This window comes from Providencia sp. PROV269, from assembly GCF_028477785.1.
GTDB lineage: Bacteria > Pseudomonadota > Gammaproteobacteria > Enterobacterales > Enterobacteriaceae > Providencia > Providencia rettgeri.
The window spans coordinates 160425-176641 of record NZ_JAMPLV010000002.1 but is presented as its reverse complement, the minus strand read 5'-3'; the positions used below and the strand labels follow the sequence as shown (position 1 = coordinate 176641).

Annotated in this window: 18 protein-coding genes and 1 pseudogene; 13 read left to right on the top strand and 6 right to left on the bottom strand. The window is 37.8% G+C overall.

Features of this window, described 5'->3' with window-relative positions:
• Positions 1 to 204: 204 nt before the first annotated feature.
• Positions 205 to 1239, bottom strand: a complete 1035-nt coding sequence (locus tag PR683_RS02110) for a LacI family DNA-binding transcriptional regulator (RefSeq protein ID WP_004910239.1) — start codon at positions 1237 to 1239, stop codon at positions 205 to 207.
• 372 nt (positions 1240 to 1611) lie between these two features.
• Here PR683_RS02110 and PR683_RS02105 point away from each other — a divergent pair, with 372 nt between their 5' ends.
• The 3 genes from PR683_RS02105 to PR683_RS02095 are packed head-to-tail and all read left to right on the top strand — an operon-like array spanning position 1612 to position 3635.
• The gene (locus PR683_RS02105) at positions 1612 to 2058 is read left to right on the top strand and encodes a PTS sugar transporter subunit IIA (RefSeq protein ID WP_109911223.1); all 447 of its coding nucleotides are present in this window, start codon (positions 1612 to 1614) and stop codon (positions 2056 to 2058) included.
• A 21-nt stretch (positions 2059 to 2079) separates the two neighbouring features.
• Positions 2080 to 2367, top strand: coding sequence for a PTS sugar transporter subunit IIB (locus tag PR683_RS02100; protein ID WP_004910231.1), 288 nt, complete (start codon positions 2080 to 2082; stop codon positions 2365 to 2367).
• Positions 2368 to 2378: 11 nt separating this feature from the next.
• Positions 2379 to 3635, top strand: coding sequence for a PTS ascorbate transporter subunit IIC (locus PR683_RS02095; RefSeq protein ID WP_036958647.1), 1257 nt, complete (start codon positions 2379 to 2381; stop codon positions 3633 to 3635).
• 51 nt (positions 3636 to 3686) lie between these two features.
• Here the strand turns inward: PR683_RS02095 and PR683_RS20315 are convergent.
• A pseudogene (locus tag PR683_RS20315) lies at positions 3687 to 3929 on the bottom strand (hypothetical protein); the annotation flags it as partial.
• Between the two features lie 258 nt (positions 3930 to 4187).
• Here PR683_RS20315 and PR683_RS02085 point away from each other — a divergent pair.
• From PR683_RS02085 to PR683_RS02075, 3 genes are all read left to right on the top strand, one after another.
• Positions 4188 to 4730 (top strand): RrF2 family transcriptional regulator, encoded by a 543-nt coding sequence (locus PR683_RS02085; protein WP_004910219.1) that lies wholly within the window; start codon positions 4188 to 4190, stop codon positions 4728 to 4730.
• A 129-nt stretch (positions 4731 to 4859) separates the two neighbouring features.
• Complete coding sequence (locus PR683_RS02080; protein ID WP_109911222.1) at positions 4860 to 6068, top strand: NAD(P)/FAD-dependent oxidoreductase; 1209 nt, start codon at positions 4860 to 4862, stop codon at positions 6066 to 6068.
• Between the two features lie 261 nt (positions 6069 to 6329).
• A complete protein-coding gene (locus PR683_RS02075) occupies positions 6330 to 6950 on the top strand; it encodes an ankyrin repeat domain-containing protein (RefSeq protein ID WP_231136806.1) in 621 nt (206 codons plus the stop codon).
• A gap of 229 nt (positions 6951 to 7179) precedes the next feature.
• On the opposite strand, the gene PR683_RS02070 is transcribed toward PR683_RS02075, so the two are convergent.
• Positions 7180 to 8124 carry an SPFH domain-containing protein gene (locus PR683_RS02070; RefSeq protein WP_004910213.1) on the bottom strand — a complete coding sequence of 315 codons (945 nt, stop codon included), beginning with the start codon at positions 8122 to 8124 and terminating at the stop codon, positions 7180 to 7182.
• Between the two features lie 428 nt (positions 8125 to 8552).
• On the opposite strand from PR683_RS02070, the gene PR683_RS02065 reads away from it, so the two are divergent.
• From PR683_RS02065 to PR683_RS02045, 5 genes are all read left to right on the top strand, one after another.
• Complete coding sequence (locus PR683_RS02065; protein ID WP_109911221.1) at positions 8553 to 9506, top strand: 2-keto-3-deoxygluconate permease 1; 954 nt, start codon at positions 8553 to 8555, stop codon at positions 9504 to 9506.
• 10 nt (positions 9507 to 9516) lie between these two features.
• Positions 9517 to 10791 (top strand): D-threonate kinase, encoded by a 1275-nt coding sequence (gene dtnK, locus PR683_RS02060; protein WP_196723454.1) that lies wholly within the window; start codon positions 9517 to 9519, stop codon positions 10789 to 10791.
• 16 nt (positions 10792 to 10807) lie between these two features.
• Positions 10808 to 11764, top strand: a complete 957-nt coding sequence (locus PR683_RS02055; RefSeq protein WP_231136814.1) for a D-threonate 4-phosphate dehydrogenase — start codon at positions 10808 to 10810, stop codon at positions 11762 to 11764.
• Between the two features lie 3 nt (positions 11765 to 11767).
• Positions 11768 to 12544 (top strand): DeoR/GlpR family DNA-binding transcription regulator, encoded by a 777-nt coding sequence (locus tag PR683_RS02050; protein WP_109911218.1) that lies wholly within the window; start codon positions 11768 to 11770, stop codon positions 12542 to 12544.
• A 106-nt stretch (positions 12545 to 12650) separates the two neighbouring features.
• Positions 12651 to 13082, top strand: coding sequence for a carboxymuconolactone decarboxylase family protein (locus tag PR683_RS02045; protein ID WP_109911217.1), 432 nt, complete (start codon positions 12651 to 12653; stop codon positions 13080 to 13082).
• 66 nt (positions 13083 to 13148) lie between these two features.
• Here the strand turns inward: PR683_RS02045 and map are convergent, their stop codons facing one another.
• On the bottom strand, positions 13149 to 13919 hold the full coding sequence (gene map, locus PR683_RS02040; protein ID WP_004263445.1) for a type I methionyl aminopeptidase: 771 nt from the start codon (positions 13917 to 13919) through the stop codon (positions 13149 to 13151).
• Entirely contained in the window at positions 13912 to 14118 is a 207-nt protein-coding gene (locus tag PR683_RS02035; RefSeq protein ID WP_004910200.1) for a ParD-like family protein, read from the bottom strand. Before PR683_RS02035 ends, map begins: the two co-directional genes overlap by 8 nt.
• 326 nt (positions 14119 to 14444) lie before the next feature.
• Here PR683_RS02035 and PR683_RS02030 point away from each other — a divergent pair, with 326 nt between their 5' ends.
• Positions 14445 to 14870 (top strand): universal stress protein, encoded by a 426-nt coding sequence (locus PR683_RS02030; protein ID WP_004910195.1) that lies wholly within the window; start codon positions 14445 to 14447, stop codon positions 14868 to 14870.
• A 132-nt stretch (positions 14871 to 15002) separates the two neighbouring features.
• Positions 15003 to 15434 carry a DUF5339 family protein gene (locus tag PR683_RS02025; protein ID WP_042851572.1) on the top strand — a complete coding sequence of 144 codons (432 nt, stop codon included), beginning with the start codon at positions 15003 to 15005 and terminating at the stop codon, positions 15432 to 15434.
• 5 nt (positions 15435 to 15439) lie between these two features.
• Here the strand turns inward: PR683_RS02025 and PR683_RS02020 are convergent, their stop codons facing one another.
• Entirely contained in the window at positions 15440 to 16213 is a 774-nt protein-coding gene (locus tag PR683_RS02020; protein ID WP_109911216.1) for a nucleotidyltransferase domain-containing protein, read from the bottom strand.
• Positions 16214 to 16217 lie beyond the last annotated feature (4 nt).

The following is a 16217-nucleotide window of genomic DNA, read 5'->3' as shown; positions in this document are numbered from 1 at the left end:
ATTCTAGCTAAGCTGAATTCATTAACTTGCAGTTTTCATACATTAACAGAGAATAAAAAAGATGTAGTGACCAAGTCGACAATCTTATTTCGAGAGAAAAAAAAACCACCATTGTTTATACAAAATAGTGAGTTACCGCACTATTATTCACTAAGGACAAGCAAGATATTCAATAAAACGTGATTAATAACAATAAATTAAATTTTACGCACTTTGTCTTGCTTCAAATTTATACGGAAAAACAACTCCTTCTTTACGTTCAACAAAATCACAATCGACATCAGCAAGCCATTTTTGTAGTCTTTTCGCTGTTTCTCGAGCCATTTTACTGTAATCAATCCGCACGGAAGTCAGTGATGGATGAATGTGATCACAATTTGAAGAACCTTCAACACAAGCGATCGCTAACATTTTAGGTATCTGAATTAAACGTCTCTGGCACTCAAAAATGACGCCAAGCGCAATCATTTCATGGCTGCAAATCACAGCTTCAAGCTCTGGTTGGCGGGTCAACATCTCACTAATTGCCTGACGACCAAAATCCATCGTTGCAACATACGGCGTTGTAATACTTTGATCTGCACTTTGGTTATACGTCAGCATCGCTCGGTTCCAGCCACTTAATTGTTGGCTTTGCATTTTACTGTCCATTTGAGCGCCAATATAGCCTATCTTCTTATACCCTTTTTGTAACATATAGTTAGTTAAAAAATTAACCGCATCACCAACGTTACTCTTGATATTCAACGTGACTGGATGGTTCGACTCCCCTGCAACACTGACAACTGGAATATCTAAATTCTTTAGATAATTAGACACACTTTCTGAATTTATTGCCCCAAAAATAATCAATGCCGCGGGGTTACTCTGTAATAGTGTCGATAAAACTTCAGACTCTTTTTTTTGCTGGTAATCATGGCTACCAATAACAACTTGATAATTATTTTTGTTCAGCGCTTCTTGTAAAGATTGCAGAAAAACTGAACTGGCATTATCACGCAGAGACGGAATTAAAACAGCAACAGTACGGCTTTGACCAGAAGCCAAAATACCTGCCGCAGAATTAGGTATATAACCAAGTTCTTCAACCGCAGCATTAATTTTTTCACGTAATTTGTCGGATACTAATTCAGGTGTACGCAGAGCTCGAGAGACCGTCATGGACCCAACGCCTGCAAATTTTGCGACATCCTGCAACGTGACTCGCCCTGTATTTTTTCTTTTTCGTATTTTTTGCATGTAATACTTTTACTTAGCCTAAACTCATTATTAACCCTAAGGTTGTTGATCTTCAATGGACAATTTTCATTCGAATCAAGCGTGTTTTTTTTGCTTTTTTCGTGTTCTAGATTAAATGAGCTAAAAATAGCCAATATGGTTCTCTGAAATCTAAAGAAACACTAAAAATCACCAGCTCAGATTAACTTACCACAGGTTGAATTTGTTAATCAGCCGACAAGTGTACTCATTTTGTTTTTGTTCGCTATATTTTCTTAAAATGATAGCGCTATCACGAAAATGAAAGATTCAGCTAGATAGCGCTACCATAGAACACTACTATTCATTCAACCATTACAAAGATAATAATTTCACTCTACCAGGAGCAACCCGATGCTAACGACATTACTGACCCCTAACGTCATTCAAGTCGTCGACAGAGCCAGTGATTGGCAAGAAGCGATAAAAATCGCCTGTAACCCATTAATTAATAATAAACTCATTGAACCGAGATATGTTGATGCAATAATTCAATCGCACGAAAAAATCGGTCCTTATTATGTATTAGGTCCAGGAATTGCCATGCCTCACGCACGCCCTGAAGATGGCGTGAACCAATTATCCCTTGGTTTAACCGTTCTTAAACAAGGGGTTGAATTTGGTTCTGAGGGCAATGACCCAATCAAATTATTAATTGTACTCGCAGCAACCGATAGCAATAGTCATATCGGCGCCATCGCAAAATTAGCTGAACTTTTTGATAATCAAGAAGATATTGACAGCATCATGCAATCAGAAAACGTAGATGACATTCTTAAAATCATCGCTAAATATGAATAATTAGATATTAAGGTAAATATTATGAAAATTACTGTTGTTTGTGGAAATGGCTTGGGCACAAGCTTAATGATGGAAATGAGCATTAAGAATATTTTAAAAGATCTGCAAGTCAGTGCAGATGTTGACCATGTGGATTTAGGTTCCGCAAAAGGCACCGTAAGCGATATCTTTGTTGGTACAAGCGATATTGCAGAACAATTAGTTGCTCAACAAGTTGGTGGTGAAATCGTTGCTCTGGAAAATATGATTGATAAAGTTGCAATGAAAGAGCGCCTGACTGTTGCTTTACAAAAACTTGGTGCAATGTAAGCGGAGGCACTATGTCATTTTTTCGTTTTCTGATGCAGGATGTTTTATCTGAGCCAGCCATTCTTGTAGGTTTAATCGCACTTATTGGTTTGATCGCGCAGAAAAAACCAGTAACTGAATGTATTAAAGGCACCATCAAAACCATCATGGGTTTTGTGATCTTAGGTGCTGGTGCAGGCTTAGTCGTCAGCTCGCTAGGCGATTTCTCAGCCATTTTCCAACATGCCTTTGGTATTAACGGCGTTGTTCCAAATAACGAAGCTATCGTGTCTATCGCACAAAAAAGCTTCGGCCGTGAAATGGCAATGATTATGTTCTTTGCGATGCTAATCAATATCTTGATTGCTCGCTTAACACCCTGGAAATTTATTTTCCTTACAGGGCACCATACTTTATTCATGTCCATGATGATTGCGGTTATCTTAGCTACCGCAGGAATGGAAGGAACCCTATTAGTGACTGTTGGTTCATTAATTGTTGGCTTTTGTATGGTATTTTTCCCTGCAATTGCCCACCCTTATATGAAAAAAGTGACGGGTTCAGATGACGTTGCGATTGGTCATTTCTCAACGATTTCTTATGTTTTAGCTGGGTTCATTGGTAGCAAGTTCGGTAACAAAGAACATTCAACAGAAGATATGAATGTCCCGAAAAGCTTGCTGTTTTTAAGAGATACTCCTGTCGCTATCTCTTTCACCATGTTCATTATTTTTATCATTACATGCTTATTTGCCGGCGGTGATTTCGTTCGCGAAGTCAGTGGTGGCAAGAATTGGTTCATGTTCTCATTGATGCAATCCATTACATTTGCTGCCGGTGTATATATTATTCTGCAAGGTGTGCGCATGGTTATTGCAGAAATTGTTCCTGCGTTTAAAGGTATCTCTGACAAATTAGTCCCTAACGCAAAACCGGCTTTAGACTGCCCTGTTGTCTTCCCATATGCACCAAACGCGGTGTTAGTCGGTTTTTTAAGTAGTTTCGCTGCTGGTGTTTTGGGAATGTTCGTTCTGTATGCATTAAATATGACGGTGATTATTCCAGGCGTTGTACCGCATTTCTTCGTGGGTGCTGCTGCAGGTGTTTTTGGTAATGCAACAGGCGGTCGTCGTGGGGCTATCTTGGGTGCATTTGCTCAAGGATTACTAATTACCTTCCTACCTGTATTCCTATTACCTGTTCTTGGGGATATTGGTATTGCTAATACGACATTCAGTGACGCTGACTTTGGCGCAATCGGAATTTTATTAGGCATTATAGTTCGCTAAGGTAAGACTCCCCATCGCAAATTTGCGAGTGGGGAGTTGTTTGCGGTTACCCTACTTTCCCAGCCAAGCCCCATCTCTAAATAAAAACTCCTGTAGCATAATTAAATCATCCGGTGTTACGTGGATCATACCTTCTCCGGGAACATCAATTTCCGCAATCATAAATAGTGCTAACGTGGTTAATGATGGCAATATGAGTATCAACCAATTTTTCCCTTTTGTTCCGCGTATATTGTAACCAATAAGAATATTTGAACAGATAGCAAAAAAGATCAGCAAAAACCAAACCGCATTTAGATTTTCATTCAATATATCAATAAAAATTCGTTCAATCTTAAGATGAAGCGCCTCTAACTAAGGATCATACATAGAAATATGTACGACAAAGGACAGCGCTTGTAGCCCCATAGCTCTATTTATCAAATGCCATAATGCAACTTGTTGCAGCTTACATTAATAACGCGGACTAACCTTATCTTAGTTCTATTGACAATTAAAACGGAGACCTGTATTGTCCTTGTTTATAAATAGATGCTTAGGAACTTTAAATAAATGGCACACATTACTGTCAGTGTTGAATATGGTATCCATTGTCTACTTTGGTTTGTTGATAATCCCGAACGCTCTCTTAGCAGTAGAGAACTTGCAGAGTTACAAGGCATCTCTCCAAGTTTTCTAGCAAAAATTTTGCCTCGGTTAGAAAAGGCTGGGATCGTGAGTTCGAATGAGGGAATTAGAGGTGGATATCGATTGGCATTGCCTCCTGAAAAAATTACATTTCTATCTATAATTGATGCAATAGAAGGCTATAAACCTCTTTTCGAGTGCCAGGAAATACGGCGCCGTTGTGCTGTTTTCGAAGAAAATGGTCTACCACAATGGGCTATTTCTGGTACCTGCTCCGTACATAAAGTCATTCTTCAAGCTGAAAATGCAATGAGAGATGTATTAGCTAACCAAACCCTTGCTGATGTGGCGCAGCGTCTATGTCAAATCGCGCCTAATAGCTTTTATAGAGATGTAAACTCCTGGATGGATCAAAAAATTGAGGCTAGAACAGTTCGTTCAAATAAAGGAGGTCGTGGGAAAACATAACATATAATCCTATAGTCACATAAATTAACATCATTTGTATTTAATTAATAACATCTTCAATGGTGCGGTATTTTATTATTTAAAATTTGCAAATGAGCATTTAACGTTAATCTTCAATGGAATTAAATAATGACAGCTAAAATTGTTATTGCAGGATCGGGTTTTGCTGGTTTTTGGGCTGCTATTTCAGCAATGCGGGTAATTTCACAAGCTAATAAAGAAAATAGCATCAAAGTTATTTTAATTTCACCAAGGCCTAACCTCACTATACGACCGCGTTTATATGAAGCAAAGCTGGATAATATGTCCCCAGATATTTCAAAGCAGCTAGCTGCCGTCGGAGTTGAATATATTGCAGGTAAAATCCAAAATATCGATACAGATGCAAAATTATTAACCATTAATCTAGCTAATGGCAACCAAACTTCACTAGTTTATGAGCGCTTTATTCTGGCAACGGGTAGCCAATTAAACGTACCTCCTGTTCCTGGATTTGATAAGTATGGCTTTGATGTTGATTCATTAGAAGCTGCGCATCGTCTTGAAACACATTTACAAGCACTAAAGAACAAACCGGAAACTTTAGCTAGAAACACCGTTGTGGTAGTAGGTGGAGGGTTAACAGGCATAGAAAGCGCCGCGGAAATGCCAACACGCCTGAAAAAAATTCTAGGTGGATCTACAAAGAGCCGAGTATTTATAATTGACTCAGAACCCACTGTGGGAGCCGGAATGGGAGCAGACATCTCTCCTGTAATTCAACAAGCTTTAATTGAATGTGGCGTTGAATTACGCGCGGGATTACGAGTCGAAGCACTAAGCCATGATGGAGTTACTCTGTCAAACGGTGAGTACATAGAATCAAATACTGTCGTATTAGCGACAGGAGTAAAAGCAAGTTCTCTAACGGAACAGATTCGCGGTGAACGTGACGCTAGTAATAGGATTATCTCGGATAATTATTTACACGCACAAGCTGTCTCAAATGTTTTCGTCGCAGGAGATACTGTCAAAGCTCCCACTGATAATCAAGGAAATCATAATTTAATGACTTGCCAACATGCCCTAAGTTTAGGCCGTGTTGCAGGGCATAATGCAGCCGCTGAACTGTTAGGGCTTCCTCTTCATCCTTACAGTCAGCCTAAATATGTAACCTGCCTTGATTTAGGGGCTTGGGGGGCTCTTTATACCGAAGGTTGGCAGAGAGAAATACATTATATTAAAAAGGAAGGGAAAAAAATAAAACAAGAAATAAATACTAAGTGGATATACCCGCCTGAATTAGAAAAAAATGAGCTATTTGCTATCGCCGCTCCAGATTATGTCATCGTTCCTTGAGGTAAAATTTAGATTTAATATATTCAAGTAAAATAAATCGGAATAACCGCATAAAAATACAATAAGTATGATTTGTATTGCTTTGTGTCGTTTATTTTTCAATACTGATAAATAACTAAATATTAATAAGGTTTAAATATGTATATTAAAAAAATTATATTTGCTTTTTCATTACTTACTTTTGGGTCAGTATCACAAGCCCAAGTTGTTAATAATAATAACCCTTTAAAATATAGGCATTTTAAAACAGATTACGCTACGATGGTCGAACTAGCGAATAAAGAACGTTTACCTTGGAGAGTCTTCTATGAAAGTCCTAGTGAAGGCGTCAATGCCGAATGGTTTGATGCCGTAAAGCAGGGAGATTTAGACAAAGTAAAACAAATGGTTACTGAGGGGCAAGATATAGAAGCCAAAGACACCGGTAGCTTAGACCAAACGGCTCTGGGATGGGCGGCCTTTATTGGTGATGAAGCAATGGTTGATTATCTTATATCCCAAAATGCTAATCTTTGGGCAACCGATACAGGTGACGTATATAACGTACTAAAATCCGCGGTACTCGGTAATAATGTCAATGTTGTAAAAAAAGTCCATCAGCTAATGAAAGACGAAGTAGACTTGAATAATCAGCAAATTGAAAGTGATGGTGAAACATTAGTCATGGTAGCTGCAAGTAATAATAGAATGGAAACGGTTAAATACTTATTATCGCAAGGCGCAGATATTAACCGAAGTACAACGACTGATGATGTAACCATGTTTTCTTATGACCAAAGTGCATTAACTTATGCATGTAAAAATAATCTTCCAGAAATGCAAAAATTCCTTATTGATAATGGTGCACTAAATCATCGTACCGGTAAACCATCTTGTAATTGATTTATAGGAATATTGGGTAATAACAGAATTATTTTCACCAATCATGCAAATAAGTTATTTTTAGCATAACAAAAGTATTGGACGTACCCTTCTATATATTAAATAGCCTGATTCCGATTATATATCGAAATCAGGCTATACAATCAATTGACTAAAAGTGCCCAACTTTATGTGGTTACTTCAAGCTTAATAGAACAGGTTGTAAATATAGTCATTCTTTTAATGAGAATTACTGGCTATTACGCATATCCATAATCATTTTGCCATCATAGTCTGCACCAACCACAATATTAGGCACCTCACCTTTATATTTGTGAGCTTTAATTTGTTCAATCTCTAACTGTTTCCAATTGATCATTTCACGGGTAATAGTACGTTGTAATATCGCATTAGCTTCAGCTTCTTTCTGTGCAGCATACAATTTTGCATCCGCTTCTTGGCGCATCGCAAATGAACTTGCTTGTGCATTACGTTCTCTAGCGATGGCTTGTTGTTCAGCAGACTCTCTTTCCGCTTCAGCAATAACAACCTTTTTCTGAGCTAATTCACGCTCTTTTTCTGCCTCTGCTTTTGCTTGGTTAATTTGCTCTTGGCGCATTTTAGTATTAACCACTTGCTCTTGTACAACTTCAGGCAAAGTAATATCTTGGATCATAATTTCTTTTATTGTATAGCCATAAGGGGATGCATACCCTTGAATAGCATCACGAATAGATTCTTGTAATTTTCTTTGTGTATCTGCTGTATAAAGATCTTGCGCATTAGCAACATCTTTACCAAATTCCAAAATCGTTGAAATCAATTTTTGGCGTACATATTTATCTAAAGCTTCACTTTCTGTACCACCATTAATACGTAATACCGGAGCTTTAGAACCATCAAACTGAAGCATTACCGTAATATCAACAATAGATTTTAGTTTATCTTGTGAAGGTACTCTTAGCTCTTTTAGTGATACACGAATATCTTTTGTTGAGTACGTATCAAACGTTGTAAACGGGTTAATTGGAAAATGTAAACCTGCATCATAAGCAACTGGATCGACCTTTCCTAAAAATGTTCCTACCTTAACCGAACCATCTTGGACAATGGTATATGAGTTAATACCTACAAGGCCGATAACTAGTAGTAATGCAGCGCCAACAACCAATTTAATCATTGATTTAAATTGCATGAGTTAATCCCTATCAAATAATAATTATAATAAAGCGCCTATTGTCACTACTTGCTTTCTAACTACAAGTCTAATAATCCTAAATTTAAAAACACTAAATTTACTGTTTCTATCTTGGTAAAAATGTATTGCTAAGTCATTACAGATAATTTTTTTATAAAGCTAGTTTTATCCTTTTAAATTATTACTGCTTATTTTCAATCATAAAACATATGAATGATTATTTATAATCACCACCTTAATCAGTTGAGATGACGTTCACCCCATCTTAAAATCAACAAATCGTTATTTTCAACCAAAAAAAACAGCAATTTTAAGCATGTAACGCCAATTAATAATAAAGGGGATTATTGCGATCTTGATCACTGTTGTTTTTGATTGATTAAATATAATCATTGTGACTAAAATAAATCATGGCGGAGAAAACCATGCAAATAAAAAAATCGATTGAACGTATACCTGGTGGCATGATGGTTGTGCCATTAGTACTTGGTGCCCTAATCAACACCTTTGCTCCTCAAGCTCTCGAAATCGGTGGCTTTACGACATCACTATTTAAAAATGGTGCCCCTGCTCTTATTGGCGCATTCTTGCTTTGTATGGGTGCAGGAATTAGTTTCAAGGCAGCACCTCAAGCTTTATTACAAGGAGGTACAATTACCTTAACAAAATTAGTCGTTGCGATTGCTCTTGGCCTAGGAGTCGATTATCTCTTTGGAATGGAAGGGATTTTTGGTTTAACTGGTGTTGCAATTATTGCAGCAATGAGTAATTCAAATGGTGGTTTATATGCCGCTTTAGTTGGGGAGTTTGGTAATAAACGAGACGTTGGTGCTATCTCAATTTTATCTCTTAATGATGGCCCCTTCTTTACGATGATCGCGCTAGGCGCAGCTGGTATGGCAAATATCCCTTTAATGGCATTAGTTGCGGTTCTTGTTCCGTTAATTGTTGGTATGATCTTAGGAAATCTAGACCCACATATGCGCGATTTTCTAACAAAAGGTGGACCAATATTAATTCCTTTCTTCGCGTTTGCACTAGGCGCAGGGATCAACTTAGAAATGCTATTACAAGGTGGGCTCGCGGGTATTTTACTCGGTGCGCTGACTACGTTTGTTGGCGGCTGGTTTAATATTCGAGCAGACCGTCTAGTTGGAGGCTCTGGTATAGCAGGTGCTGCAGCCTCAAGTACCGCAGGAAATGCAGTGGCAACACCACTCGCTATCGCACAAGCCGACCCATCCTTAGAGGCTATCGCGCTTTCTGCGGCTCCATTGATTGCTGCATCCGTGATTACCACCGCTATTCTAACCCCTATCCTGACCTCTTGGGTTGCTAAACGTCAACAAGCAAGACAACCCCAACAAACTGAAGAGTAAGGAGTTATTTATGAAGCTATTAGTTATTGCGGATGACTTTACAGGGGCAAATGATACCGGTGTTCAATTTGCTAAAAAGCATGCGCGTACAGAGATACTTCTTGATAGTACACAAAAACATTCTTGGTTTGCTGATGTCGTTGTGCTTAATACAGAAAGTCGTGCATTAAATGCACAAGTTGCTTCAGAAAACCTACGAAATAGCCTGAAACCTTTTTTATCTCAGAAGGATAAACCTGTTATTTATAAAAAAATTGACTCAACATTTCGCGGTAATATCGGTGCAGAAATAGAGACAATTATGTCAGAAACAGGCTTAAAATTTGCTATTGTTGCCGCAGCTATTCCTGCGGCAGGACGCGTAACGTTAAATGGTGAATGCCTCGTTCATGGAAAAGCACTTGTTGAAACTGAATTTGCTTCTGACCCTAAAACACCAATAGTTTCATCACGCATCCAAACTATCGTCCATCAACAGACTACCCTGCCTGTTATTGAAGTGTATCTAGACCAAATACGTTCAGGCCAATTCGTAACATGGTTACAAGCACAAAAGCCAACGCAAGCCAGTATCATCGTCACGGATGCTGAAAATGATGAAGATCTAACCCTAATTGCTAAGGCTGTATTTTCAATAGCTCACCCTTGCCTACTCGTTGGAGCTGCGGGCTTTGCAAATGCATTGCCTGAGATTATTTTCATGGATAAAAAGCAAGGGCTACCGTTATTTATTGTCGCTGGCTCAATGAGCAGCGCAACAATTGAACAGGTAAACTATGCACAAACGCATTGTGATGCCAGTGTTATTGATGTTGATGTAACGCAAGTACTTGCAGCCACTACACAAGATAACTATATGGCTGCGCTCATCAAAGAAATTAGTCAAACATTAAACCAACAAAAACACACCATCATACGAACCAGCCGAGATGTGCAAGATAGGCATCATATTGATGACCTATGCACTACCTACGGTATGACACGTAATGAATTGGGAAAAAATATCAGCGACTTTATTAGTTTGCTGACCTTAAAAACGCTGTCTGTTTCCAGCATCGGGGGACTTTTTTTAACAGGTGGAGATATTGCGATTGCGGTTGCCAATACTTTGGGAGCAAAAGGTTATCGAATTCAATCTGAAGTAATGCCATGTATACCTTGCGGCACTTTTATTGACAGTGAAATTGATGATTTACCCGTGATCACCAAAGCGGGAGGGTTTGGTCAAATAACCACTTTATGCGAAGCCATCAAATATATTGAGGAAATTTATTGTGAAAAATAATGTTGTTGCTATTACGATGGGAGATCCTGCTGGTATTGGCCCAGAAATTATCGTCAAATCCCTTGCAGAAGGTGAACTTGCAGGAGCCTCTGCCGTTGTTATCGGTTGTGCATCAACAATGCAGCGATTAATTAAATCGAGGTTAGTTCCTCAGGTAAAAATCAATGTGATACAAAATATCAAAGAAGCTCAATTTTCAGCGGATACCATCAATATTATTGATGAACCCTTAGCCGATCCTAGCGCGCTTATTGCGGGCAAGGTCCAAGCTCAAGCTGGTGACTTAGCATTTCGTTGTATTAAACGTGCGACTGAACTAGCACTCGCAGGCGAAGTGAAAGCGATTGCTACTGCACCTTTAAATAAAGAAGCATTACACCTTGCTGGGCACAACTACCCAGGTCACACTGAACTTCTTGCCCAGCTAACCAATACCAAAGATTATGCCATGGTGCTTTATACAGAAAAATTAAAAGTCATCCATGTCACGACACATATTGCATTGCGTAAATTTTTAGATACATTAAATAGCGAGCGTATCATAACCGTGTCTCGTATCGCATCAGACTTTTTAAAACGCGTTGGTTATGAAAAACCGCGTATTGCTATCGCAGGCGTTAATCCTCATGCTGGGGAAAATGGTTTATTTGGTGATGAAGAAATCGTATATTTACAACCAGCTATAGAACAGGTAAGGTCTGAAGGTATTGATGTTTATGGCCCTTGTCCTCCAGATACTGTATTTTTACAAGCCTATCAAGGGCAATATGACATTGTCGTTGCCATGTATCACGACCAGGGTCATATTCCTTTGAAATTATTAGGTTTTTATGATGGTGTTAATATCACTGCGGGTCTTCCGTTCTTGCGCACATCAGCCGATCACGGTACCGCATTTGATATTGCTTGGACGGGTAAAGCAAATCCTGAAAGTATGGCCATCTCACTTAAACTTGCGATGAATGTAGTATAACTAATGAGCACAATGGATAGATTAGATTTAATACTTGAGTATCTTAAACAGCATAACCTCGTCACTGTTGAGGAACTAGTACAAGCACTATCCGTATCAGCGGCTACTATCCGGCGTGATCTCATTAAACTTGATGAAACTGGGGTTATCTCTCGCACACATGGCGGTGTAACCCTCAATCGTTTCATTCCTGTTCAGCCCACTACATCGGAAAAAAACCAGCGTAATCTAAGAGAAAAGCGGGCTATTGCGAAAACAGCAGCCCGTTTAATTGAACCAGGTAGCACAGTTTTACTTGACGCAGGAACAACCATGCTTGAGCTAGCGCGGGAGCTCACTCATATGCCCCTGCGTGTTATCACCTCTGACCTCCATATTGCTCTTTTTCTTTCTGAATTCAAACAAATTGAAGTCACAATTGTTGGTGGACGAATTGACGATAGTAGCCAATCTTGTATTGGTGAGCATGGGCGCGTTTTATTACGTAGTATTTATCCTGATATCGCATTCATTAGTTGTAACTCTTGGAGTTTAGAAAAAGGAATTACAACACCAACAGAAGAAAAAGCTGGGCTAAAACGTGATCTAATAACAAATGCTACACGTTCTGTTATGCTTGCTGATAGTAGTAAATACGGTAAATGGTCATTATTTCGTGTCGCTCAAATAGACGAATTCACAGATATTATTACAGACAACCAACTTCCTCTCGATATTCATCAAAAATTTATAGATTCTTGTCGTACTAATCTAATATTGGTTTCCACAAATGCCACTTAATGCTATTGAACGTGATTTCTTTATAAAATAAAGTAGCGCAACCTTCCAACCAAACCGCACCAAACATTGCATTTTATCTGACAACAAAATATGTAAGGAATCACTCATGAGTGAACTGAGATTAGCCTATTACAATTTATCACCTGAAGCTTATAAAGGGCTTATTGATTGCAAAAATGCATTGGATAAGAGCGGGTTAGATAACGAACTGATAGAACTCATCTATTTAAGAGTTTCACAAATCAATGGCTGTGCATTTTGCCTAGATATGCATGCAAATTCATTGCGTTCAAATGGCGTTAGTAACAAAAAAATTGATACTCTCGCTGGCTGGCAGGTCAGTCATCATTTTAATTCATTAGAACGCGCTGCATTAGCTTGGACAGAAGCGGTTGTTAATATAGCTACCAGTGGTACATCAGATGCTCTCTTTAATGAATTAAAACACCATTTTTCTGATGCTCAAATTTCTGATCTAACCATCGCTATTGGTTTAATGAGTGCATTTAATCGTATAGCAATAGCACTGAGACAATAGTAAAAATTTGCATAAAAAAAGCTTGTTACCATAATGGCAGCAAGCTTATAAACTCTATTTTTAACGCTATTTTTCTTCATCGCGTAGTGTTAAAACTTCATAACCATCTTTAGTAACTAATACCGTATGTTCCGATTGAGCAGATAATTTTTTATCTCGCGTTACGACTGTCCAGCCATCTTTTTTTGTTTTAATTTTCATTCCACCTTGGTTGATCATTGGCTCTATCGTAAATGTCATTCCTTCTTTTAATTCTACCCCTTTCCCTCGTACGCCATAATGAAGAACTTGCGGGTCTTCATGCATTTCACGGCCAATACCATGCCCACAATATTCACGTACAACACTATAACCTTTAGATTCCGCATAATGTTGAATAGCAGAACCAATATCACCTAACGTTGCGCCTGGTTTAACTTGCTTTATGCCTTCCCACATAGCGGCATAAGTATCTTTAACTAACTTACGTGCCAGTGGTGAAGCTTCCGGCATCACATACATTTTACTTGAATCGGCAATGAAACCATTTTTCTCTAGCGTAATATCAACATTAATAATGTCTTTTGCTTTTAAAATTTCATCTGTTTTTGGAACGCCATGGCAAACGACTTCATTTAGAGACGTGTTCAAAACATATTGGTAGCCATATTGCCCTTTACTGGCAGGCCTTGCTTGTAACTCATTAACAATATAGCTTTCAACTTTATCATTAATTTCCATCGTAGAAATACCAGGTACGATAAATGAATCCAACATCTTAAAAACACTAGCCAAAAGTCGTCCAGACTCACGCATCAGTTCAATTTCTTCTGCTGTTTTAATTGTAATATTATTCATGAACCTTTCCTTTTAATTCAATTGACTCTTTCTCTAACATTTCATTGATTAACATAGTAAATGTCTTATTCGGGTTTAATTCAGCTTGCATTCCAATTTTAATCCAAAATTCTGCCTGTGAATTAATCGACCGGGACATAACTTGGCTCGCATGGCGTAGATAATCATGCAATTCATCTGAAATTTTTACGATACCCAAAATAACCTCAACAATATGATATGTATACAAACCATGTATAGATCATATAACAGGAAGGTGATGATTCAAAGTACTCACGTTTTGTATAGCACAAAGCGCATGAAAAACAGCCTATAAATATCACCATTAAGTTTCTTAAGTTAAATCCGCCATCAAAGTATTTATTTTGTTGATCCGCTATGATGGAGCCCGAGGTATGTAATTCCTATGTGTAAATTAACATTATTTTGATTGACTCGGCCATTTACTAATTTAACAGCTCTACTCTTTATAAACTAACGACCCGATTACTGCATGAACTCAATAAATAAAAGCTGGAGAAAAATATGTATAATAAGATTTTGGTTCCGATTGATATAACAGAAAAAAGCTTAGCACATTTAGTTATGGCACATATTCAATACCTTGCTGAATATGAAAAAGCACACATTCATTTTTTAGCGATTATTCCTACTATCCCTTTCTATACCACGATGGGATTTGGTTTTGCTGAAAAAGCGGATAGTGAACAAGATAATGTAACAAGACAACTCACTGAGATTATTAAAGAATTTAATCTTTCAAGTGATAAGTACAGCGCGCAAGTTTTAATGGGAACACCAAGAGATGAGATTTTACGCGTTGCTGAAGAAATTTCTGCTGATTTAATTGTAATTGGCTCAAAGCGTCCCGGTATGTCCACATATTTTTTAGGTTCGACAGCATCAATGGTTATTCAAAATTCAAAAATTTCTGTTTTAACGGTTCGATAACCACTATCAATTATAATAACCTAGGTAACCTATTATTGGGTTACCTTGTTTTTTCGTGTTAAGCTTACATATCGACATTATTCACTCTACTAGGCTATATATTACAGGTTTATTTTTCACTCAAGGAATGTAATGAAAAGATACTTTCTCTGGATCAGTATAAGCATCAACATTATTCTTGCTATCGCCTTAATTACATCTATTACCTTGTTTTTTAACATGAAAAATCAGGTAATGACTATCGTTGAGCAAGTAAAAACAGGAAAGTATATCGAGCAGGTACAACAGCAAACCAAGCAACTGATTCCAAATACGCTAAATGAATTAAAAACCTTAGAAATTGATGGTGACTCCTGTGGCCAATTTTATCAAAAAGTTGATGAAGTTATTGAATACTTAAATAATAATCCAGAGATTATTGGGGCACAAACCTACACAGATCAACTGTCTTCAGTAAAAATGGCTATTGATAAAACTCCGACTATATTAAAAGACAAGGCCTGCAAAAAGGGTGTTTCAAGTATTAATTATATCGTTAATGCACTGCAGCCTGATGAGCTATAACGGGTTTATTTATTAATACTATTAGAGCGCTCACAATCTAACCAATTGATAAACTGGATTAATTTCCCCACGAATTGCTCATCAGCAAACGGAACAGTTCCTTGATATAAAAAATAATTTATCTCAAATTGCCGTTCAGGATAACGTTGGACTAATTTCTGTGTATATTCAGATAATGTTTCTGGCCAGTCATTGTCTTTTTTCCAACGTAAAATGTTGGTCGAACGAATGAGTTTTCTCGATGCCGCCCGATATAATAACTTTAGTTCAGCGTCATCATTACAATGATTAATTTGGTCAATATAATCATTGAGTACATTAACAAAATCACCATTAACTGCTTCTGCTATTTCCCGCGAAGGGATAAGTTGGCTAAAATATGTAGCTAAATCATGCCCATAAATGCAACGGCAATGATGCTTAATCCAATATCCCCAACTATATAAATTAGCCTCACTCATCACATCCGTAAGTATACCAATATCAAAATCAATTTTGCTTATCTCGGTGTGACTAATCGTTAGTTGTAGTTGTATTTCATTAAGTCTGGTTGTCTCAAATTGGGTAAGATCGTCACGTAATATGATGCACAGATCTAAATCTGATTGTTGAGGTTTTGCACAGCCCTTTGCAACACTGCCATAAACATATAGGCTATGGAGCTTTTCTTTTAGTATGTGACTCAGCCAGTAAATAGATTCTGTTATTACTAACTGAAATTCCGATTGAAAAGGCCTTTCCTCAAGAACAGGGATATACGCATAATCTTTTAATTTCATAACC

Coding starts and splice junctions, on each gene's coding strand:
- PR683_RS02065 (WP_109911221.1), top strand. CDS start 8,553: ATGCAAATAAAAAAATCGATTGAACGTATACCTGGTGGCATGATGGTT.
- PR683_RS02025 (WP_042851572.1), top strand. CDS start 15,003: ATGAAAAGATACTTTCTCTGGATCAGTATAAGCATCAACATTATTCTT.
- PR683_RS02020 (WP_109911216.1), bottom strand. CDS start 16,213: ATGAAATTAAAAGATTATGCGTATATCCCTGTTCTTGAGGAAAGGCCT.
- dtnK (WP_196723454.1), top strand. CDS start 9,517: ATGAAGCTATTAGTTATTGCGGATGACTTTACAGGGGCAAATGATACC.
- map (WP_004263445.1), bottom strand. CDS start 13,919: ATGAATAATATTACAATTAAAACAGCAGAAGAAATTGAACTGATGCGT.
- PR683_RS02085 (WP_004910219.1), top strand. CDS start 4,188: ATGGCACACATTACTGTCAGTGTTGAATATGGTATCCATTGTCTACTT.
- PR683_RS02075 (WP_231136806.1), top strand. CDS start 6,330: ATGGTCGAACTAGCGAATAAAGAACGTTTACCTTGGAGAGTCTTCTAT.
- PR683_RS02055 (WP_231136814.1), top strand. CDS start 10,808: ATGGGAGATCCTGCTGGTATTGGCCCAGAAATTATCGTCAAATCCCTT.
- PR683_RS02095 (WP_036958647.1), top strand. CDS start 2,379: ATGTCATTTTTTCGTTTTCTGATGCAGGATGTTTTATCTGAGCCAGCC.
- PR683_RS02080 (WP_109911222.1), top strand. CDS start 4,860: ATGACAGCTAAAATTGTTATTGCAGGATCGGGTTTTGCTGGTTTTTGG.
- PR683_RS02030 (WP_004910195.1), top strand. CDS start 14,445: ATGTATAATAAGATTTTGGTTCCGATTGATATAACAGAAAAAAGCTTA.
- PR683_RS02110 (WP_004910239.1), bottom strand. CDS start 1,239: ATGCAAAAAATACGAAAAAGAAAAAATACAGGGCGAGTCACGTTGCAG.
- PR683_RS02050 (WP_109911218.1), top strand. CDS start 11,768: ATGAGCACAATGGATAGATTAGATTTAATACTTGAGTATCTTAAACAG.
- PR683_RS02100 (WP_004910231.1), top strand. CDS start 2,080: ATGAAAATTACTGTTGTTTGTGGAAATGGCTTGGGCACAAGCTTAATG.
- PR683_RS02045 (WP_109911217.1), top strand. CDS start 12,651: ATGAGTGAACTGAGATTAGCCTATTACAATTTATCACCTGAAGCTTAT.
- PR683_RS02105 (WP_109911223.1), top strand. CDS start 1,612: ATGCTAACGACATTACTGACCCCTAACGTCATTCAAGTCGTCGACAGA.
- PR683_RS02070 (WP_004910213.1), bottom strand. CDS start 8,124: ATGCAATTTAAATCAATGATTAAATTGGTTGTTGGCGCTGCATTACTA.